This is a genomic window from Bacillus sp. P4_E1 (assembly GCF_056401715.1).
Genome location: NZ_JBFUIV010000025.1, coordinates 1 through 19,947, shown reverse-complemented (window position 1 = coordinate 19,947; position 19,947 = coordinate 1). Strand labels below are relative to the sequence as shown.

Annotated in this window: 23 protein-coding genes and 1 rRNA gene; 12 read left to right on the top strand and 12 right to left on the bottom strand. The window is 37.0% G+C overall.

What is annotated here, in order from left to right; translation table 11 throughout:
• Positions 1-5 precede the first annotated feature (5 nt).
• Together AC1DS7_RS25305 and AC1DS7_RS25300 are read right to left on the bottom strand one after the other, a co-directional pair.
• Positions 6-599, bottom strand: coding sequence for a biotin transporter BioY (locus AC1DS7_RS25305; protein ID WP_002015867.1), 594 nt, complete (start codon positions 597-599; stop codon positions 6-8).
• Positions 600-649: 50 nt separating this feature from the next.
• Positions 650-1,393 carry a DUF3298 and DUF4163 domain-containing protein gene (locus tag AC1DS7_RS25300; RefSeq protein WP_002089296.1) on the bottom strand — a complete coding sequence of 248 codons (744 nt, stop codon included), beginning with the start codon at positions 1,391-1,393 and terminating at the stop codon, positions 650-652.
• A gap of 96 nt (positions 1,394-1,489) precedes the next feature.
• Here AC1DS7_RS25300 and AC1DS7_RS25295 point away from each other — a divergent pair, with 96 nt between their 5' ends.
• Positions 1,490-1,873 (top strand): hotdog fold thioesterase, encoded by a 384-nt coding sequence (locus AC1DS7_RS25295; RefSeq protein WP_002034550.1) that lies wholly within the window; start codon positions 1,490-1,492, stop codon positions 1,871-1,873.
• A 39-nt stretch (positions 1,874-1,912) separates the two neighbouring features.
• On the opposite strand, the gene AC1DS7_RS25290 is transcribed toward AC1DS7_RS25295, so the two are convergent.
• Positions 1,913-3,289 carry a glycine--tRNA ligase gene (locus AC1DS7_RS25290; RefSeq protein ID WP_002034552.1) on the bottom strand — a complete coding sequence of 459 codons (1,377 nt, stop codon included), beginning with the start codon at positions 3,287-3,289 and terminating at the stop codon, positions 1,913-1,915.
• Between the two features lie 345 nt (positions 3,290-3,634).
• Positions 3,635-4,348 carry a DNA alkylation repair protein gene (locus AC1DS7_RS25285; protein ID WP_012261909.1) on the bottom strand — a complete coding sequence of 238 codons (714 nt, stop codon included), beginning with the start codon at positions 4,346-4,348 and terminating at the stop codon, positions 3,635-3,637.
• A gap of 118 nt (positions 4,349-4,466) precedes the next feature.
• Between AC1DS7_RS25285 and AC1DS7_RS25280 the strand changes: the two genes are divergently transcribed.
• A complete protein-coding gene (locus AC1DS7_RS25280) occupies positions 4,467-4,934 on the top strand; it encodes a hypothetical protein (RefSeq protein WP_002034556.1) in 468 nt (155 codons plus the stop codon).
• A gap of 103 nt (positions 4,935-5,037) precedes the next feature.
• On the opposite strand, the gene AC1DS7_RS25275 is transcribed toward AC1DS7_RS25280, so the two are convergent.
• Positions 5,038-6,363, bottom strand: coding sequence for an ArsB/NhaD family transporter (locus tag AC1DS7_RS25275; RefSeq protein ID WP_002139350.1), 1,326 nt, complete (start codon positions 6,361-6,363; stop codon positions 5,038-5,040).
• A 290-nt stretch (positions 6,364-6,653) separates the two neighbouring features.
• Here AC1DS7_RS25275 and kapD point away from each other — a divergent pair, with 290 nt between their 5' ends.
• Positions 6,654-7,277 carry a 3'-5' exonuclease KapD gene (gene kapD, locus AC1DS7_RS25270; protein ID WP_002034559.1) on the top strand — a complete coding sequence of 208 codons (624 nt, stop codon included), beginning with the start codon at positions 6,654-6,656 and terminating at the stop codon, positions 7,275-7,277.
• A gap of 40 nt (positions 7,278-7,317) precedes the next feature.
• Here the strand turns inward: kapD and kapB are convergent, their stop codons facing one another.
• Positions 7,318-7,701: a kinase-associated lipoprotein KapB gene (kapB, locus tag AC1DS7_RS25265; RefSeq protein ID WP_001209324.1), complete on the bottom strand. Its 384-nt coding sequence runs from the start codon at positions 7,699-7,701 to the stop codon at positions 7,318-7,320.
• Between the two features lie 173 nt (positions 7,702-7,874).
• Here kapB and AC1DS7_RS25260 point away from each other — a divergent pair, with 173 nt between their 5' ends.
• Positions 7,875-8,051: a hypothetical protein gene (locus AC1DS7_RS25260; RefSeq protein WP_000982764.1), complete on the top strand. Its 177-nt coding sequence runs from the start codon at positions 7,875-7,877 to the stop codon at positions 8,049-8,051.
• 68 nt (positions 8,052-8,119) lie between these two features.
• Positions 8,120-8,659 (top strand): superoxide dismutase [Cu-Zn], encoded by a 540-nt coding sequence (sodC, locus tag AC1DS7_RS25255; protein ID WP_002143588.1) that lies wholly within the window; start codon positions 8,120-8,122, stop codon positions 8,657-8,659.
• Between the two features lie 118 nt (positions 8,660-8,777).
• Here sodC and AC1DS7_RS25250 read toward each other — a convergent pair whose 3' ends face one another.
• Complete coding sequence (locus AC1DS7_RS25250) at positions 8,778-9,929, bottom strand: MalY/PatB family protein (RefSeq protein ID WP_476999285.1); 1,152 nt, start codon at positions 9,927-9,929, stop codon at positions 8,778-8,780.
• Between the two features lie 117 nt (positions 9,930-10,046).
• Between AC1DS7_RS25250 and AC1DS7_RS25245 the strand changes: the two genes are divergently transcribed.
• Positions 10,047-10,298: a YugE family protein gene (locus AC1DS7_RS25245; RefSeq protein ID WP_002015854.1), complete on the top strand. Its 252-nt coding sequence runs from the start codon at positions 10,047-10,049 to the stop codon at positions 10,296-10,298.
• A 178-nt stretch (positions 10,299-10,476) separates the two neighbouring features.
• Here the strand turns inward: AC1DS7_RS25245 and AC1DS7_RS25240 are convergent, their stop codons facing one another.
• Both AC1DS7_RS25240 and AC1DS7_RS25235 read right to left on the bottom strand, forming a co-directional pair.
• Positions 10,477-11,316 carry an alpha/beta fold hydrolase gene (locus tag AC1DS7_RS25240; protein WP_002089283.1) on the bottom strand — a complete coding sequence of 280 codons (840 nt, stop codon included), beginning with the start codon at positions 11,314-11,316 and terminating at the stop codon, positions 10,477-10,479.
• A 110-nt stretch (positions 11,317-11,426) separates the two neighbouring features.
• Positions 11,427-12,407: a 2-hydroxyacid dehydrogenase gene (locus tag AC1DS7_RS25235; RefSeq protein ID WP_002034537.1), complete on the bottom strand. Its 981-nt coding sequence runs from the start codon at positions 12,405-12,407 to the stop codon at positions 11,427-11,429.
• A 262-nt stretch (positions 12,408-12,669) separates the two neighbouring features.
• On the opposite strand from AC1DS7_RS25235, the gene AC1DS7_RS25230 reads away from it, so the two are divergent.
• From AC1DS7_RS25230 to yugI, 3 genes are all read left to right on the top strand, one after another.
• Positions 12,670-13,167 carry an Lrp/AsnC family transcriptional regulator gene (locus AC1DS7_RS25230; RefSeq protein ID WP_002067952.1) on the top strand — a complete coding sequence of 166 codons (498 nt, stop codon included), beginning with the start codon at positions 12,670-12,672 and terminating at the stop codon, positions 13,165-13,167.
• A complete protein-coding gene (locus AC1DS7_RS25225) occupies positions 13,164-14,354 on the top strand; it encodes an aminotransferase (RefSeq protein ID WP_002129685.1) in 1,191 nt (396 codons plus the stop codon). The genes AC1DS7_RS25230 and AC1DS7_RS25225 overlap by 4 nt, the downstream gene beginning before the upstream one ends.
• Positions 14,355-14,606: 252 nt before the next feature.
• Positions 14,607-14,951 (top strand): S1 domain-containing post-transcriptional regulator GSP13, encoded by a 345-nt coding sequence (gene yugI / locus AC1DS7_RS25220; RefSeq protein ID WP_002015848.1) that lies wholly within the window; start codon positions 14,607-14,609, stop codon positions 14,949-14,951.
• Between the two features lie 112 nt (positions 14,952-15,063).
• On the opposite strand, the gene AC1DS7_RS25215 is transcribed toward yugI, so the two are convergent.
• Positions 15,064-15,297, bottom strand: a complete 234-nt coding sequence (locus tag AC1DS7_RS25215) for a DUF378 domain-containing protein (protein ID WP_002034535.1) — start codon at positions 15,295-15,297, stop codon at positions 15,064-15,066.
• A gap of 281 nt (positions 15,298-15,578) precedes the next feature.
• Between AC1DS7_RS25215 and AC1DS7_RS25210 the strand changes: the two genes are divergently transcribed.
• Positions 15,579-16,931 carry a glucose-6-phosphate isomerase gene (locus AC1DS7_RS25210; protein WP_002015845.1) on the top strand — a complete coding sequence of 451 codons (1,353 nt, stop codon included), beginning with the start codon at positions 15,579-15,581 and terminating at the stop codon, positions 16,929-16,931.
• A 108-nt stretch (positions 16,932-17,039) separates the two neighbouring features.
• Complete coding sequence (locus AC1DS7_RS25205; RefSeq protein ID WP_002131278.1) at positions 17,040-17,453, top strand: YugN-like family protein; 414 nt, start codon at positions 17,040-17,042, stop codon at positions 17,451-17,453.
• Here the strand turns inward: AC1DS7_RS25205 and AC1DS7_RS25200 are convergent.
• Positions 17,440-18,435, bottom strand: a complete 996-nt coding sequence (locus AC1DS7_RS25200) for a potassium channel family protein (RefSeq protein WP_012261908.1) — start codon at positions 18,433-18,435, stop codon at positions 17,440-17,442. The genes AC1DS7_RS25205 and AC1DS7_RS25200 overlap by 14 nt on opposite strands.
• 95 nt (positions 18,436-18,530) lie before the next feature.
• A complete protein-coding gene (locus AC1DS7_RS25195; protein WP_002143579.1) occupies positions 18,531-19,214 on the bottom strand; it encodes an MgtC/SapB family protein in 684 nt (227 codons plus the stop codon).
• A gap of 552 nt (positions 19,215-19,766) precedes the next feature.
• On the opposite strand from AC1DS7_RS25195, the gene AC1DS7_RS25190 reads away from it, so the two are divergent.
• Positions 19,767-19,947: ribosomal RNA gene (locus AC1DS7_RS25190) — 16S ribosomal RNA — on the top strand; the annotation flags it as partial.

The following is a 19,947-nucleotide window of genomic DNA, read 5'->3' as shown; positions in this document are numbered from 1 at the left end:
GTTTATTATGAAATCGTCGAATGAGAATGCTGATAAGCGGAACGACGTACAGCATAGTATATGCGAGGTGCGATAATAGCGCCGATAATTGTAAACGCAATATCCTTTACTGCGAACCACATCATAATCATCCAGGCAGCTTTATAACTCATATTACCACCCATGAAAATATTGACTGCCCCGTACATATAAGTAGTACCGATAATATACGTTAAAATGATTCCGACGAAAGAAGAAATTGCAAAGGTGCTGAATGTTGGTCGTTCTTTTTGTTCTACTAGTTTTCCTGATACGTAAGCAACGATAATAAATGCGATAATAAAACCACCAGTAGGATCTAAAAGTGCTCCAAATCCAGCTTTGAAGTTAGCGAAGATTGGCGCACCTGCTACTCCAACAAGCATGTAAACAGTCATTGATAATGCCCCAAGTCTACTCCCGAGAAGAAGACCTGCTAAAATTGCGAAAAATGGTTGCATAGATAATGGAATGCCCGCTATTTGTAAGAATGGTGCCCACGATACAATATTTGCACCAATAGCCATAAGAGCGACGAACATGGCAGCTAATGCTAAATCTAAAACATGAAGCTTCTTCATAATGTTAACCTCCAGTTGTGTTTAGGTTAACATTATCGTAGCGAAAATATTTACTTGTTGTCAATCAAAATATTTTGATAAGAAGGCTTTAAATAGTCTCTAAGCAATGTGTATGGAATACGAAACTGCGGAATTCCGCTTGAATAAGGAGCAATTTCATATAAAGGGAAATAAATCACAAGATTATCGGGTTCTAAAAAGTAGTGAAACTTTTTAGTGCTCGTTACTTTTTCGACTGCATCAGGAAAATAAATGCTTTCATTTTGTTTAATTTGTCTTACAATTTCTGTGCGAATTATTTCTTTATATTTATCCTCTTGTTGAAATAAATCGTCTAAGTGTAATAATTTTTTTTCGTTTAAATCAAATGTATTTGCCTTCCACGTATACAGTCCGTGCGCTCCGCCTGTATATTGATAGTAATTCACATATAGACTTAGGAAAGGTGGTTTGTTTAAAGCTACTTTATAGTCAACATTTGCAACGTATGGATGAAAAGGTGTGCTAGATCCTTCTGTTTCTTCATAATATTTCTTCGCTTCTTTTTCTAATTTACTTTTAAATTTAGTAGTAGAGTTTTTGTAATAGGAATTCAGCTTATTTTGAAATTTCGAATCAGAAAAGTTGTGAAAGGAAGGCCTATTAATTTGATATTCTATATAAGGTTTCTTACCTTTTTGCGTTACAGTCTTAACATTGATTGTCAGGTTGGATGCTTTGGCTGCTATTGCACAATTTGGTACAATAGTCAGCAAGGAGAACATAAGCAATAGTATACAAAATTTCTGTTTCATTTAGGTGAAACCTCCTTATATAAGTGTTATAGGTAGTTTGAAATTAAACAGGTAAAATTATACATTTGATCTAAAGGGAGAGAGGTTGAAAACGATATGTCAAAAACTTTAATGGATTCGCTTGGAATTGAGTTGTTAGAAATGACAGAGGATAAAGTAGTTGCTACAATGCCTGTTGATGAACGCACGCATCAGCCGTTTGGATTTTTACACGGTGGTGCATCTGTTGCATTAGCAGAAACTGTGGCAAGTGTTGGCTCATACAATTTAATTGATCAAGAAAAATGTATTTGTTTCGGATTAGAAATTAATGCAAATCATATTCGCTCAAAGCAAGATGGAATTGTAACAGCAATTGGAACACCGATACATAGAGGACAATCGACAATGGTTTGGGATATTCGCATCATTGATGAAAATGATGAGTTACTATGCATATCAAGATGTACAGTAGCAATTAAAGAAAAACGTGAAAAATAGAAAAGAGGCAGCTCTGATGAGCAGCCTCTTTTTTTATAATTAGAACTGGATTTTTTTCTCTAAGAAACCTTTTAGTTCGCTAATTGGCATACGAACTTGTTCCATTGTGTCACGGTCACGTACTGTAACAGCTTTGTCTTCAACAGAGTCGAAGTCGTATGTGATACAGAATGGAGTACCGATTTCGTCTTGACGACGGTAACGTTTACCGATAGAACCAGTTTCATCAAAGTCTACCATGAAGTCTTTAGCTAGTTCTGCGAATACTTCAGTAGCACCTTCAGATAGCTTTTTAGATAATGGTAAGATAGCTGCTTTATATGGTGCTAAAGCAGGGTGGAAACGAAGAACTGTACGAGAATCGTTTTCTAATTGCTCTTCTTCATATGCATCACATAAGAATGCTAATGTTACACGGTCTGCACCTAGAGATGGCTCGATGCAGTAAGGCACGTAACGCTCATTCGTTTGTGGATCGATATAGTTAAAGTCTTCGTTAGAGTGTTCCATATGACGTTTTAAATCGAAGTCTGTACGAGATGCAACGCCCCATAGTTCGCCCCAACCGAATGGGAATCTGAATTCAATATCAGTTGTTGCGTTACTGTAATGAGATAATTCGTCTTCACCGTGGTCACGAAGACGCATGCTTTCTTCAGTCATACCAAGTGAAAGTAACCAGTTTTTACAAGTTTCACGCCAGAATGCGAACCACTCTAAATCTTCACCAGGCTTACAGAAGAATTCAAGTTCCATTTGTTCGAATTCACGTGTACGGAATGTGAAGTTACCAGGTGTGATTTCGTTACGGAAACTTTTACCGATTTGGCCGATACCAAATGGAAGTTTTTTACGCATAGAGCGTTGTACGTTTTTAAAGTTTACGAAAATACCTTGTGCTGTTTCAGGACGAAGGAAGATTTCGTTTGTGCTAGACTCTGTAACACCTTGGAATGTTTTGAACATTAAGTTGAACTGACGGATTTCCGTGAATTCTTGGCTACCGCAATCTGGGCATTTTACTTCATGTTCTTTCATTAAGTCAGCCATTTGGTCGAAAGTAAGACCGTCAACGACCATTTCGATACCTTTTACGTCTAATGCATCTTCAATTAATTTGTCAGCACGGTGACGAGCTTTACATTTTTTACAGTCGATCATTGGATCATTAAAGTTACCAACGTGACCAGAAGCGATCCAAGTTTTTGGGTTCATTAAAATAGCAGCATCTAAACCAACGTTGTGTGGAGATTCTTGAATGAATTTTTTCCACCAAGCTTTTTTGACGTTATTTTTTAATTCGATTCCAAGTGGACCGTAATCCCATGTGTTTGCAAGACCACCGTAAATTTCAGAACCAGGGAAAACGAAACCGCGATGTTTCGCTAAGTTTACAACTTGTTCCATTGAATACATAATAAAATCCTCCTTTTGAAAGTTAACGTATTTGCGATGACGTGATGGGTACTTTGGAAACGAGCAATATATGCTTTGAAAAACATAAAAAAACGCTCATCCCAAGGCTTAATCGCCTAGGGACGAGCGTTTGCCCGCGGTTCCACCCTAGTTGATACACAAAATGTGCATCCACTTTATCACGTATTGCTCGAGACTGCCGTTTCCTCGCAGCTTCAGGCTTTCACTATCCCTGAATCGCTTTTTATGCAAGTACTTATAAGTCCGTCATCGCTACTTATATTAATAATAATGAACATATTTTAACACGTTCTTTTTTAAATCTCAATAGAGGAACGTGCCCACCTAGGATAGAGTTTCGCCTATTTTTTCGTTATTTATTCCGTAATTTTGCTTAATGTGCTTAATTGCTTCGCGTTTACTAAGCGAGGCAAGTTCGTTGTTTTGAACGTATTCCCATACTACATCTGGTTTTGTTTTTGCATATTCGCGAAGGACCCAGCCGATTGCTTTTTGAATGAAAAATTCTTTTGAGGAATGTAGTTGTCCGATAATCCAGAAAAGGAGTTCTTCATCCATTTTTTGTTTATATTTTAGCTGGAATAAAATAGCGGCACGTTGTAACCATATGTTTTCTGATGCAATCCACTTTGGAATATATGCAGAAATTAATTCTGGATGTTTTAAAAAGATAGCACCTAAAAATGTAGGGACGATGCTATCAACAGAATCCCACCAAGATTTTGTGACAATAAGTTCTTCTAAAAATGGGATGTGAGTTTCGTTTATGTGTTTTTTATATTTTTGCATGATATCGAGTGCGGCAGCTTGAAATTCACGTTCTGGTAGGTCCCAAAGTTCACGCACGATAATTTGGAAGTCCTTTTTATCTGGGAGAGTATGTATTTGAATGACGTCTTTCAATAACTGTCTTCTCTCAGGAGTTTGAATACCGAGAAACGGGAAGTGATTTTTCATATAACGTGCCATCGGTTCTGCTTTTTCGGGATTTTGATAAGCTGTAAAATGCTCTTGTAATGCCTTTACAAATGGATGCATAGGTATGTACTCCTCTCTCATTATCTTTCTCTTCTTATTATACAAAGAGTTTGGTTAAATTTTAAAACATAACTTGCACTGTAATGAAATATGTTGAGAAGAGAGAGGAGAGGATAAGATGGAAGATCAAGGCGTACTAGCAGGTTTCTTTGCTCTTAGTTTTGCGTTTATGCTTGTTATAATAATTTGGGCAATTATTTCGTATTTGTTAACGGCTTTTGCACTTTATACGATGGCGAAAAATGATGGTGCAACTGATGGTGTTCTTGCTTTTATTCCGTTTATAAATAGTAAGATATGGGGTGATTTAGCGAAAGATAAATTACCAGATTTCTTGAAAGAAGAAGCAGGGTGGAAAGTATTTGGCATATATGTTGGATGCTTCATCTTTAATTTCGTACCAATTCTATATATATTAGCAACAGCTGTATCACTTGTACTGTCTATTTATCTTATCTATGCTATTTTGGATAGATACGGAACGAATTCCATACTATTTACGATCATTCATACAATCACATTTTCGGTTTTCTTGCCGATTCATTTGTTCATTATTCGGAATGAGCCGGTGAGGTATAACGAGTAGGCGTATCAAAGTTGCCCTGCGGTCGATATATTTGGTTCTATAATAATTCGGATATGCTGAAAAAAGAACGAAAGCGCCCTGCTGAGCAGGGCGCTTTTTTCTACTACATAAGATAGCGTAAGTAAATGTAAATATGAGAAATGATTAATGAAACGATCATAATTGGGAAGCCGACTTTAAGGAATTCCATGTAGCTGAATTTATGTCCTTCACGACTTGCGATACCAGCTACGATTACGTTAGCAGAAGCCCCGATTAATGTTCCGTTTCCACCTAAGCAAGCACCTAATGCTAATGCCCACCATAGTACGTCGACTTGTGCGTCAGAAGGTGATAAACCTAGCCCAACTGCCATATCGTTAATAAGTGGAATCATTGTTGCAACGAATGGAATGTTATCGATTGTTGCAGAGGCGATACCAGATACCCATAGAATAAGGATAGATGCCTGAGAAATATCTCCGCCTGTTATTCCAATTACTTTTTGAGCTAACATTTTGATAAGCCCGATATCAATAAGTCCTCCAACGAGTACGAATAGTCCCGCGAAGAAGAAGATTGTTACCCACTCTACACTTGCGAATACCTCTTCAATTTCATGCTCTTTCACACCGATTAGCATAAGTACAGTAGCGCCAGTTAAGGCGATGATAGCTGCATCAATATGGAAAATGGAATGAGTCATGAAACCTAAAATAGTAAGGCCAAGTACTGTTAAAGATTTCTTCATTAATACTGGGTCTTTAATGTATTGTTTTTCATCTAAGCTCATTAATTTTTTAATTTGTACAGGATCAGCAATTAATTGCTTACGGTACATGAAGTAAAGAATTGTTGCCGTAACAGCAATAATGATGATCACGATAGGTGCTAAGTTGAATAAGAAAGCATTGAAATCTAAATGCTTATTTGCAGAACCAATCATAATGTTTGGCGGATCACCAATTAATGTTGCTGTTCCTCCGATATTTGAAAAAATAATTTCAGAAAGTAAATATGGAACAGGATTTACTTGCAAGATGCGCGTAATAGATAAAGTAACTGGAACAACAAGAAGTACTGTTGTAACGTTATCTAAAAATGCGGAGCCGAGCGCGGTAAGTAAGGAAAGTGAAATTAAAATTTTAATTGGATTTCCTTGTGCTCCTTTTGCGGCTTTAATGGCAACGTATTGGAAGACACCTGACTTACTTGTAATGTTTACGAGTATCATCATACCGATGAGTAATGTAATTGTTCCCCATTCAATATGTTTCGTAAAGGCATTGTGTAAGTCAACGACCCCTGCAATTACCATGAATGCTGCACCAAGAAGTGCGATGACAGCACGGTTAATTTTTTCAGAAATAATAATGGCATATGTAATTAAAAAGACTGCGATAGCGAAATAATACTGCCAGTTTGCGAGTTCTTGCGTTGTTTCGTGCAAAACTCTCATCTCCTTTCATTCACTTTTCTTAGTGTGTCAAAAAATTAACTAGATGAAACACACATAACGTCATTATAAAGTAGAAAAATGGCGGATGTAAATGGAAGGGTTTATTTTGTCATATTTTCTGCATAGGTCATTTTTTCTTATTTTTAAAAATATTTGTGGGCATCTGACATATATATAAGATACATCCAATCTGAATATTTAAAATCGAATCAGCATTCGAGCTTGTTCGTGTAGGAGTGTCAAATAGAAAGGAATGACAAATATGATAAGGAAGGGATCGTATGGATGAACAACGATTTTTGTTTTTAGACTTTGAGTTTACGATGCCCCAGCATAGAAAAAAGCCAAAAGGTTTTTTCCCAGAAATTATTGAGGTCGGACTCGTTTCAGTTGTTGGTTGTAAGGTGGAAGATACGTATTCATCGCATATTAGACCGAAAACATTTCCGTCTTTAACGGATCGATGTAAAAAATTTTTAGGAATTAAACAGGAAGTAGTGGACAAAGGAATTTCTTTTCATGAACTTGTTGAGAAACTTGCAGAATATGAGAAGAGTGGTAAACCGACAATTGTAACGTGGGGAAATATGGATATGAAAGTCTTAAAGCATAACTGTGAAATGGCGGGAGTAGAATTTCCATTCTTTGGACAGTGTCGTGATTTATCGCTTGAGTATAAGAAGTTTTTTGGAGAGAGAAATCAAACAGGGCTGTGGAAAGCAATTGAGGCGTATGGAAAAGCAGGAACAGGAAAGCATCATTGTGCGCTTGATGATGCGATGACGACATATAATATTTTTAAGTTAGTAGAAAAAGATAAAGAGTATTTAGTCAAACCAGCACCTCCGACATTAGGGGAACTTGTTGATTTTTCGAAAGTGTTAAAGAAAGTGAGTACACAGTAACGACCAAATTGCAAAATATGTAATTTGGTCGTTTTGTTTTTTAAAGTTTGTAATCTTGCTTCAATTGCTGAAGTGTTTCTAGACTACGCCCCGCAAAAGGTGAATCATCTTCAGAAAATGAATTCATTTGAGTTTCTAATGCTAATTTTAGTGACTCTGTATAATCCGGAATTTCCCCTTCATATTTCTTCACCATTTGCTCTGGAATGTTCGTCTGTTCACGAAAAGCTAAAGCACGTCTTTCATGGAAGAATGGTACGTCAGCTTGTTTTACATTATGTAAATCACCTTGCACTGGATGTTTTAAAACAGCTAGTACTTTTACGACGTAACTGCCAGGACGGCTATTTGTAATTTCGCCGATGTATTTTCCAGTTTTATAAATACCAGTAACGATTTCACCAATTTCAAATGTTTCTCTCATATTTTTCACCTCAAGTTTATAGTAAGGAAAGTGCGCGAAGGAGTCAAAGAAATCATTCGCTTTCGGAACGCCCCCTTGAGAATATGACAGGCTTCAATTATAATTTAAGATGATAAAACAGAAAATTCTGATGTTTATTCTTACTATAAATTCCCCGATAAGGAGTGTTTCATATGATGCCTTTATATTTCCCTGAAGATAAAACGGAGTATATTATTCCAGGTATTGTTTGCGTTCTATTTATCATCGGTGCGGTTGCTACGTGGCGTATGTTTATTCGTGTATCAAAACGAGAAGCAGAGCGATTACAGAAGGTAGAAGAAAAGCTTTTAGCTGAAAAGAAACGGTAATTCATTTTTGTATGTTTCCCTCTATGCTCGGACAATCTAAGGGCAGAAAGCATTTTGGAGGGAATTGAATGAAAAGACGGCTTTTTTTCAGTTGTTGTTTATTATTTCTAATGGCGGGTTGTGACCAAGGGAAGCCGAAAGAAATTGATGTGAAATTACATAATGCTTCAGGTGATGAAGTTGGGACTGCAAAAGTAGTTCAGCAAACAAGTGGAGTGAAAATTACGATTAAAGCGGAAGGCTTTACACCAGGACCACACGGGATACATGTGCATGAAATCGGAGAATGTAAAGCGCCACGTTTCGAATCATCTGGGAATCATTTTAATCCGGATAATAAAAAACATGGGCTCTTGAATCCGAAGGGTGCAGAAAATGGTGATTTACCGAACGTAGTTGCAGACGGTTCGGGAAAGATTAAAGCAGAAATCGATGCTCCGCATATAACGCTTGAAGAAGGAAAAACGACGATTCATAGAAAAGATGGAGCGTCTATTATTATTACAGAAAACGCTGATGATGGTATGACGCAACCAACGGGTAAATCTGGTGGCCGAATTGCTTGCGGTGTTATCGTAAAAAAAGTGTCGGATATGAAGAAAAAATAGAAGCTACCTTGAATGGTAGATTTTGTTGTAAAACCGCATAATAGTAAGTGGAATTATATCGATTTATCGAAAAAAAGGAGGCTGTCCCAAAATCATTTTGGGATAGCCTCCTTTTTTGTTATGAGAATGTATGGTGTAGTCTGTTTAAAATTTCTTCTAAAACAGATCTAGGACAGCCAATGTTAATTCGGATATAGGCTTCTCCACCTGTTCTGTATTTCTCACCAGGCTCAACGATGATTTTACCTTTCTCTTCAAGCAATGCTGTTCGTTCATCTTGAGAAAGATCCAAGTGGGAACAATCAATCCACAGTAAAAAACTACCTTCTGGTTTAATTACAGAAAGAGATGGTATGTGATTTTGAATATACTCACAAGCAAATTGAGCGTTATCTTCAACATACAATCGAATTTCATTTAGCCAATCATTACATTCTGTATAGGCACTTTGCATTGCTGTATAAGCAAATGTATTTAATCCGTGGAATCCTTGTCTATATTGGATAGACATAAAGGCATTACGGAGATTTTCATTCGGAATAATAATGATCGATGCTTGTAATCCAGCGATATTAAATGTTTTGCTCGGAGCCATACAAGTAATAGTGCGTGCTGCTAATTCTTCAGATAAAGAAGCAAACGGTGTATGAGTATGGCCTCTATAAATAATATCGGCGTGAATTTCATCCGCGACAACGGTTACATTATATTGCGTACATAACGTACCGAGTTTTGTTAGCTCCTCTTTCGTCCAAACGCGCCCGATAGGATTGTGAGGGCTGCAAAGAAGCATTAGTTTTACACCTTGTTTAAATTGAGTTTCTAGATGCTCGAAGTCTATCTTATATATGCCATTTTGTTTAAATAAGGGACTCTCACATAATTGTCTATTATTTGTTTTGACCATTTCAAAAAATGGTGGATAAATAGGAGGTTGTACTAGTACGGCTTCTCCTTCTTTCGTTATAGCTTGTATGCTCGTACTAAGAGCTGGAACGATACCTGCGCTAAATACAATCCATTCTTTTTGTATTTCCCAATTGTATTGGCTTTTCGTCCAATTACAAATGATATCCCCAATATTTTCAGGAGGAAGTGTATAGCCGAAAATAGGATGTTCTGTGCGTTTTTGTAATGCAGTTTGAATTGGTTTTGGTACTTCAAAATCCATATCGGCAATCCAAGCGTGGATGAGCTCTTCATTTTTATATGTATCCCATTTTGTACTATGCGTTCCGCGACGATTTACCGTTTTATGAAATAGTTGCATATGTTTGCTCCTTTCTTCTGTCAAACTGTTAAGTTATGAAAATTCTCACTCTTCTTATAGAATAGCTGATGTGATACGATAAAGAAAAGCATTAAAAAGTGAAAAGGCGGGAAGCAGATGGGTGCATATGACAAAATGATTGAGGTTGTGAAAAATTGGGATCCGTTTCAAATGGGACCGGAGTTTTATGAAACAGAAGCGAGCGATGTTGTAAACGTCGTAAGTGTGTTTGATGATCCGAAATACATCGCAAAGAAGATTCAACATATATACTTTATGTCTTTTGAAGAAGTACCTGCACTTGAAAAATGCGAAAAATTAGCAGTAGAGTTACTCGTACTAAAAGAAGGCGGAAGTTGTTCGTTATAGGCTGTCGGAATTTACGACAGCCTTTTTGTTTATTTTCATTTGTGCTGATTGATTAAAGCTTCACTTTATCCCGCTATTTGCGGGCAGTAAGACTCCTGCCTCAAAATTCGGTTGAAGCAAAGAGGTTAGGCGAGAAATCAAACTGCCCGTAAAAACCCCCACGGATTAAAGCTTCACTTTATTGCGTCGCAAACGTAATAATTTCTTCATAAACATGATCGGGCTTTTCTTCAGGTAGTAAGTGCCCTGTATTTTCGTAAGAAATGAAAGTTGAATTTGGCAGGTCTTTATGGAGACGGTGTCCTACATGTACAGGGACGACGCGATCTTTTTCACCCCAAATGAGTAATACTGGGGTTTCGATTTTTTGTAATTCAGTTGAAGATAAGTCACCTTCACGGTCTCTTATCATTCGAGTTAAAGCAGGGAATATACGATCATCATAAAAAGGAGCAGCATAGCCTTCCATCATTTCATTGTCAATTAATGAATGGTCATGAACGACATTCATTAAGTTATGGACGATGCCCCTTCGAATAATCCAGTTCTTCACGTATAAGTGGAAGAACGGTAAATAAGAGGAGTACAGTAAAGGTAAGTTTGCGCGTGCTAAATAACTAGAGCTACATAGTAAAATCGTCTTTGAAATTAATTCAGGGCGTAGTCGGTTTACAAAGAGTGAAATTTGTCCGCCCATAGAATGGCCAACTAATACAATATTCGCGAGAGATAAATGTTCGATTAAATCGATAATAATAGCTGCTAAATTGTGATAAGAATATTTAAAGAGATGAGATTTATCACTTTTTCCGAATGGTGGTAAATCAAGGGCAATTACTGTACCTTCCTTTGTTAGTAAAGGAATGAGTCGTCGATAGCTAAATGAGGAAGAGAGGAAGCCGTGAACGAGTACGAAAGTAGGTCGTTCTTTTTTAGTATTATGTTCATACAATTCGTAATGAATAGTAGTCCCGCGAGTGGAAAAAGTGAAGTAAGGGCATTTGCATTCATGGTTCATTTTTTGTCACTCCATTGATTTTTGTTCATATCATCTCCCGGCAAGAAACAAAATATGTTAACAAAAAAAGGCAAGATGACATCGTCATCTTGCCTTTCGCTTATTTATAATTACCCACGCACAATATTAGGTGGTGTTTTTCCTTGTAATCCTGCTACTAAATTTTCAGCAGCTGTCATTGCCATTTGCTGCCGAGTTTTTAATGTTGCAGATCCGATGTGCGGTAAAGTTACAACGTTTTGTAATGATAAGAGCGGATTCTCTTTTTGAATCGGCTCTTGTGTAAATGTGTCGATGCCGGCTGCAAATATTTTCTTTTCTGTTAACGCATGAATTAATGCAGTTTCATCTACTGTTTTCCCGCGAGAAGCATTAATGAAAATTGCTGTTTCTTTCATTAGTGAAAATTCCTTTTCACCGATAAGATGATACGTTTCATCTGTTAATGGAGTAAGAAGAATAATAAAATCAGATTGTTTGATTAAAGTTTGTAAATCACAATATGTAGCATCAAATTTTTGCTCAGCTTCTTCTTTACGGCGACGGTTATAGTAAAGGACATTCATATCAAAGCCGAATTTCGCTCGTTTTGCGACAGCTTCTCCAATTCGTCCCATTCCGATAATACCAATCGTACTATGATGTACATCTAGTCCGAAGTGTTCTTTTCCAATTTCAGCGTTCCATTCACCATTTTTCACATAGGAATTGAGTTCGCAAACACGGCGACCAGCAGATAACATAAGAGCGAAAACGAGATCGGCTACTGTATCATCTAACACATATGGAGTATTCGTTCCGATAACATTTTGTTTCTCCATCGCTTTTAAATCAAAGTTATCATGGCCAACAGAAATGTTACTTACTACTTTTAAATTAGGAGCAACCTGCAATAATTCTTCATTTATAGTAGATCCGAAATTTAATAACCCATCTTTATCTTTTATTTTTTCTAATAGAACATCACGAGGTACTTTCTCGTTTTGATCCCATTTTTCAAAATCACAGTGTTCTGATAAATAGTTTTCTACAAATGTTGGAACTGGTTCGGCAATATATACTTTTGGTTTCACGGTTCCATCCCCTTTCACTTTATCCTGCGTTTTTTCACTTTACCCCGATTTAACGGACAGTAAGCCTCCCGCCTCAAAAAGCAGCTTAAGCAAAGAGGTTAGGTGGGAAAGCAACGGTCCGTAAAAGCTCGATTGGTTCAAATAATAATCAGCGGGGTGAGTCTTTCCACTGATTAAAGTTTCACTTTATTTTGACATAATTCACTAAAAAAATCTTCTTTTCAAATTGGAAAGAGTATTTGTATAATTTAGACAGAAACTAAAAGGAAGGATGATTTATATGGTGACAGAGAAAGAATTGGAATTATTAGCTTGTCTTGAAAAGAATAGTCGTTTATCTGTAGATACATTAGCGAAGTTGTTAAATATAGAAGTAGAAGAAGTGAAAAAAATGGTTACGAAATTAGAAAGTGAAAAGATTATCGTGGACTATGTAACACATATCGATTGGACAAAAGTGAAAGAACATACTGGTTTAACGGCGATGATTGATGTGAAAGTTACACCGAAGCGTGGTGTCGGTTTTGATGCAGTAGCTGAACAAATTTATCGCTATTCAGAAGTGAAATCCGTTTATTTAATGTCTGGGACATATGACCTTTCTATTACATTAGAAGGAAAGACGATGGGAGAAGTAGCGATGTTTGTTTCTGAGAAATTAGCAACAATTGAATCTGTCGTTTCAACGACAACTCATTTTATTTTGAAGAAGTATAAACATGAGGGGATTATTTATGAAAAGACAGATGATGATAAGAGAATTGTGGTGACACCGTGAAGCAATTTGACCTATCTAGAGTAGCAGAATCTTTACAACCGTCCGGTATACGAAAGTTTTTTGATTTAGCGGCAAGTATGAAAGGTGTTATTTCACTTGGAGTGGGAGAGCCGGACTTTGTTACACCTTGGAATGTAAGGCAAGCATGTATTCGTTCTTTAGAACAAGGATATACGTCATATACAGCAAATGCAGGATTATTGGAGCTCCGTCAAGAAATAGCAAAGTATCTAAAAAAACAATTTGCAGTATCTTATGATCCGAATGATGAAATCATTGTTACAGTTGGAGCGAGTCAAGCGCTAGATGTAGCGATGCGTGCTATTGTAAACCCTGATGATGAAATACTTATTATTGAACCAAGTTTCGTTTCGTATGCACCGCTTGTTACGTTAGCGGGCGGGGTCCCTGTTCCAGTGGCGACTTCATTAGAAGATGAATTTAAAGTACAGCCAGATCAAATTGAAGCAGCTATTACAACGAAAACAAAGGCAATATTACTTTGTTCTCCCAATAACCCAACAGGCGCAATGTTAAATAAATCCGAATTAGAAAAGCTAGCTGTTATTGTTGAGAAGTATAATTTAATCGTGTTATCGGATGAAATTTATGCAGAGCTCGTATACGACGAAGCATATACGAGTTTCGCGAGTATTAAAAATATGCGTGACCATACGATTTTAATTTCAGGATTTTCAAAAGGGTTTGCCATGACGGGATGGCGTCTTGGGATGATTGCAGCCCCTGTTCAATTTTCAGAATTAATGCTCAAAATCCACCAGTATTCAATGATGTGTGCACCGACGATGTCTCAATTTGCAGCACTTGAAGCATTACGCGGGGGAAATGATGAAGTAATTCGAATGAGAGATAGCTATAAAAAACGTCGTAACTTTATGACGACATCTTTCAATGAAATGGGCTTAACATGTCATGTGCCAGGCGGGGCATTTTATGTCTTCCCTTCTATAGCTTCAACCGGACTATCTTCAGCAGAATTTGCAGAACAATTATTATTAGAAGAAAAAGTGGCTGTTGTTCCTGGAAATGTGTTTGGCGGGAGTGGTGAAGGATTTATTCGTTGTTCGTATGCAACATCGCTTGAGCAACTTATGGAAGCAATGAAGAGAATGGAACGGTTCATAGAGAATAAAAAAAGGACAAAACACAATACGTTTTGTCCATAAAAGGGGGGGAATACTAGAAAGCCATGTGTTAGTATTCTATCCTAATATTGGAGAATTATACGTATTACAGGAAATTTTTTCGTGAATTTTGAATGAGTTCTATCAAAGTGGTATAATTTACTAATATAAGGTGGGAGTATCCTCGGTGTTTTACTTAGGATACTTACCACTAATCGGATATTTAACAATAAATACATCTGCTTTGCTATTTACAATTGTAGAGAAAATGGTAAACGTATGGGAGTGTTTCACATGTCAGAACAATATACAACGGGAGTGGTTGTAACAGGGAAAGTAACTGGAATTCAAGATTACGGTGCATTTGTAGCTTTGGATGCAGAAACACAAGGACTTGTGCATATATCTGAAATCACAAATGGGTATGTAAAAGACATTCATGACTTTTTAAAGGTCGGAGATACAGTAGAAGTAAAAGTACTTTCAATTGATGAAGAACACAGAAAAATGAGTTTATCGTTAAAAGCGGCGAAAAGAAAGCAAGGACGAATTCTTATACCGAATCCATCAGAGAACGGATTTAATACACTGCGAGAAAAGCTAGCAGAATGGATTGAAGAGTCGGAGGTAATAAAGTAAAAGAGGAACGCATATGAGCGTTCCTCTTTTACTGTGACTTATGATATATATATTTGCAAATATGATTGCATGCAATCATATTCGTATGTCGGAGGCGAAAAAGACATACTGACTATTGAATTTCATGTGTTTCTGGGTGAGTACCAAGATTCTCGGATGGTTTAAATAGTAAGCCGAGATTGATAAGCCCAGAAATACCAACGATGCCGTAAATAATACGTGCAAGAGCTGAGTTCTGTCCCCCGAAAATAGCTGCTACTAAGTCAAACTGGAAGAACCCGATCAGTCCCCAGTTAACAGCGCCGATTACAGTGAAGACTAATGCGATACGTTGCAAGGTACTCATGAAAAGCCCCCCTTAATGTGAAGCGTGAGCAAGCAAGGAGTTAATAAGAAAATTTAACTCCTTTATAGAATGGTATAGTTTTGTTGTTTTTATACATGAAAAATGTACGAAAAACGATGTATATACATCTATACCGAAAAATTCGAATTTTTATGCAAAAAATGAACTTTTTCTAAAAAATAAATAATGGTTACGTTTACAATTGTTGAATCGCTTGATTTACAACTTTAGTTTCGCTAAAGTGAATACAGAAATACATATACATAATTGGAGGGAAAAAGATGAGTACACATGTAACGTTCGACTATTCTAAAGCGTTATCCTTCATCGGTGAAAATGAACTAACTTATTTACGTGATGCAGTAAAAGTAACACATCATGCAATCCACGAAAAAACTGGAGCTGGGAACGATTTCCTTGGGTGGGTAGAGCTTCCGCTTCAATATGACAAAGAAGAATTCGCTCGCATTCAAAAATGCGCAGAAAAAATTAAAAATGACTCTGACATTTTACTTGTTGTAGGTATTGGTGGTTCTTACCTAGGAGCACGCGCAGCAATTGAAATGTTAAACCATTCTTTCTATAACACGCTTTCTAAAGAACAACGTAAAACTCCACAAGTGCTATTTGTTGGACAAAACATTAGCTCCACTTACATGAAAGATTTAATGGACGTACTAGAAGGTAAAGACTTTTCTATTAACGTTATTTCCAAATCAGGTACAACAACAGAGCCTGCAATCGCATTCCGTATTTTCCGTAAATTATTAGAAGAAAAGTATGGAAAAGAAGAAGCACGCAAACGTATTTATGCGACTACAGATAAAGCACGCGGTGCTTTAAAAACATTATCTGATAATGAAGGCTACGAAACGTTCGTTATTCCAGATGATGTTGGCGGTCGTTTCTCTGTATTAACACCAGTAGGTTTATTGCCAATCGCTGTAAGTGGCCTAAACATTGAAGAGATGATGAAAGGTGCAGCTGCTGGTCATAATGATTTCGCGAAATCAGAACTTGAAGAAAACCCAGCTTACCAATACGCAGTAGTTCGTAATGCTCTATATAATAAAGGGAAAACAATTGAAATGCTTGTTAACTATGAGCCAGCACTTCACTACTTCTCTGAGTGGTGGAAACAGTTATTTGGTGAAAGTGAAGGAAAAGATCAAAAAGGTATTTTCCCATCTTCAGCAAACTTCTCAACTGACTTACACTCATTAGGTCAATACATTCAAGAAGGTCGTCGTGACCTATTCGAAACAGTTCTTAAAGTAGGTAAATCTACACACGAACTAAAAATCGAATTAGACGACAACGATTTAGATGGATTAAACTACCTTGCTGGTGAAACGATAGACTTCGTAAACACAAAAGCATACGAAGGTACATTACTTGCACATAGCGATGGCGGAGTACCAAACTTAATCGTAAACATCCCTGAATTAAATGAGTACACATTCGGTTACCTTGTATACTTCTTCGAAAAAGCATGTGCGATGAGCGGCTACCTATTAGGCGTAAATCCATTTGACCAACCAGGAGTAGAAGCATACAAGAAAAACATGTTTGCTTTACTTGGTAAACCAGGATTTGAAGAATTAAAAGCAGAATTAGAAGAGCGTTTAAAATAATGAAAAGCGATCGGGTCTCCGGTCGCTTTTTATTATTTTATTGAAAGGTACATCGGTATATTCAAACTAGAATGGGTATGCTAAAGGAAAAGTCTAGGAGGGATGGGCTTGATTCCGATTCAATCAAAATTAGAAGGATGTACATATGCGTTATATAAGTTAGAAGAGGTTATGAAACCACTTGGATATAGTATTGGCGGCAATTGGGATTATGATAAAGGATGCTTTGATTATAAAATCGACGAAGAAGAAGGGTATCAATTTTTACGCGTACCATTTACAGCGGTGGATGGGGAACTAGATGTGCCTGGTGTAATAGTCCGTCTTGAAACACCGTATATTCTTTCGCACGTATATCAAGACGAACTAGATGATAATGTTAATGCTTTAACAGCTGGAACGAGTGGATTGGATCAATTTGCGGAGCCGCAAGATCCAGATGGAGATGTGAAAAGAAAGTATGTCAATATTGGTAAAGTATTGGTACAAGAACTAGAAAATCATTTTTTTAATGGTGAATAACGATGAGTATGTCGCTTTCGATGAGAATGAAAGAATGAACTGGATTGATCATATATTGTTCGTCGCGCTTTACACCTAGTAAGAGAATGTTTTGCTTTAAAAGAGTATAGCTACAATTTGCAAAGGATTGTCCGGTGCAGGACGGGGGAATCTCCATCAGTTGTAATTTGTTATCAGAGATTTCATCGTAAAGTGAGAATAGTACACCTGAAATGGAAGGGAATAAAAGAGAAGCGGTAAATACATAGCTCGTTAATTTATTTCCTTCTATAATTTCTGATACGCCAGCTCTCGTTGCATTTTGGATTTGTTCAGAAGTAAGAAGTTCAGCGATGCAGTGAATGTTTGGATTAAGTCCTTTTGCAGTTAAAATATTTAAAATGGACTGTGTATCTGCTAAGCTTTCGTTCTTCTCTTTATCCGCTGTTATTAATATAGTGTGAGCTGTTGTAATGTTAGCTTTTAATAAAGTTTGATCGTGATGCGGACAACCTTTTATAAATTCTAAATGATGAAATGGCTTTGGAAGTAAAGAAAGTGTTTCATCAATTAAAACGATATCAAGGTTCGGTTGTAATATGTGCATTTGTTTTACAACATGTTTTGCACGCTCATTCCAGCCAACGATAATCATATGACCATTAGAGGTAGCAGCTGCTTCACCCTTAATTCTCATATATTGTTTATTAATCATGTCGGTAGCGAATAGAACCATATAATAAGAACAAAGTCCCGTTCCTAATAAAATAATACATATACCAATAAGTTTTCCTATCGTTGTATGGGGGGCGAAATCGCCGTATCCAACGGTGAAAATGGTAACGATTGACCACCAAACCCCGTCGAACCATGTGGTGAAGTGAGATGGCTCTAATATATGTATAAGAAAGCCGGAGAAGGCAGTAAGTACAATAATAAAACAAATTAAACGAAAAATAATGGAATCACGAAATGTATCTACTAAATTCGGACGGGATTTCAAGTTCCTATTCCTCCTTACTTTTCAGGACTACATTCATTGTTACCATTATAGAAAAAAGAAAAACTCTCTAATTAAAAAGAGAGTTCATTCCATAATTAATACATACTTTCAACTTCAGTTTGTTGAACACTTTCAAGATGCTGAAGAGCATAATAAACATCAGCAGTATGTCTTTTTTGATCGATAGACAATTTTAAATGTAAATAGTGCGAACCATTTTCCAATGTTTTGAGCTTCATGTTCTTAACTTTTATATCCATTTCTTTTATTTCTTCAATTACGGTCGGGATATTGTCCATATTTCGTACAACGAGTCTCACTGCGATATCACGTTGGCGAAATGATCTAGGACCGACGTATTTCATCGCTAATGGTATAAGTTCTACACTAATCATAAGGAAACACATTCCGAAAATAGCCTCGATATAGAAACCAGCTCCAACGGCAATGCCGATGCCAGAAGCACCCCAAATCATAGCGGCGGTCGTTAACCCCGCAATACTATCGTTTCCTCTGCGTAAAATTACACCGGCACCTAAAAAACCAATTCCTGATACAATTTGAGCGGCAAGTCGAAGTGGATCCATATTCATATGATCGGTATGTGGTAAGTTGTAAGCTGCTTTAATAGAAACAATAGTTAGGAGGCAACTAATAATAGAAATAACTAAACACGTTTTTAAGCCGAGTGGTTTACGTTTTAATTCGCGCTCTAAACCGATAGCGAATCCTAAAATAGCCGAGAGACCTAGTTTTATTAATAAGTCGGTGTAGTCCATGTATATTCCTCCTTGTATGATATGGTATATGAATAAAACGTTTATCCCACTATTTGCGGGCAGTCAGCCCCGCCTCAAAATTCGCCGAATGCGAGAAAGTTAGGTGGGAGACGACTGCCCGTAAATGCCCGATTGGTGAAGGCTAATAATCAGTGKGGGATGAATACCCCCCACTGATTAAAGTTTCACTTTATATAGAAAGAAACGTTTTTTGACAGAGTGACTTTCTATAGAATATATGTAGGAATTACTTAGAAATGAAAGAGATGTTTCGTTTAAGTATATGATATTAAAAAAGAATTGTAGTTGGTTTCAAAAAAGTTTTCAAAAGGTGTTGCATTTCATTTTTTCACATGATATATTAATAAACGTCGCTGATGCAGAAACGCAGAAAACGACAAAAAAGAAATTGAAAAACATAGTTGACATCGAAAAATGAAGATGTTAATATGATGAAGTCGCTTYTGAAGCGGCAGATAAGTTCTTTGAAAACTGAACGAAACAAACAACGTGAACGTCAATTTTTATTTTTAGATGCTAGACAAACTAACTTTATTGGAGAGTTTGATCCTGGCTCAGGATGAACGCTGGCGGCGTGCCTAATACATGCAAGTCGAGCGAATGGATTAAGAGCTTGCTCTTATGAAGTTAGCGGCGGACGGGTGAGTAACACGTGGGTAACCTACCCATAAGACTGGGATAACTCCGGGAAACCGGGGCTAATACTAATACC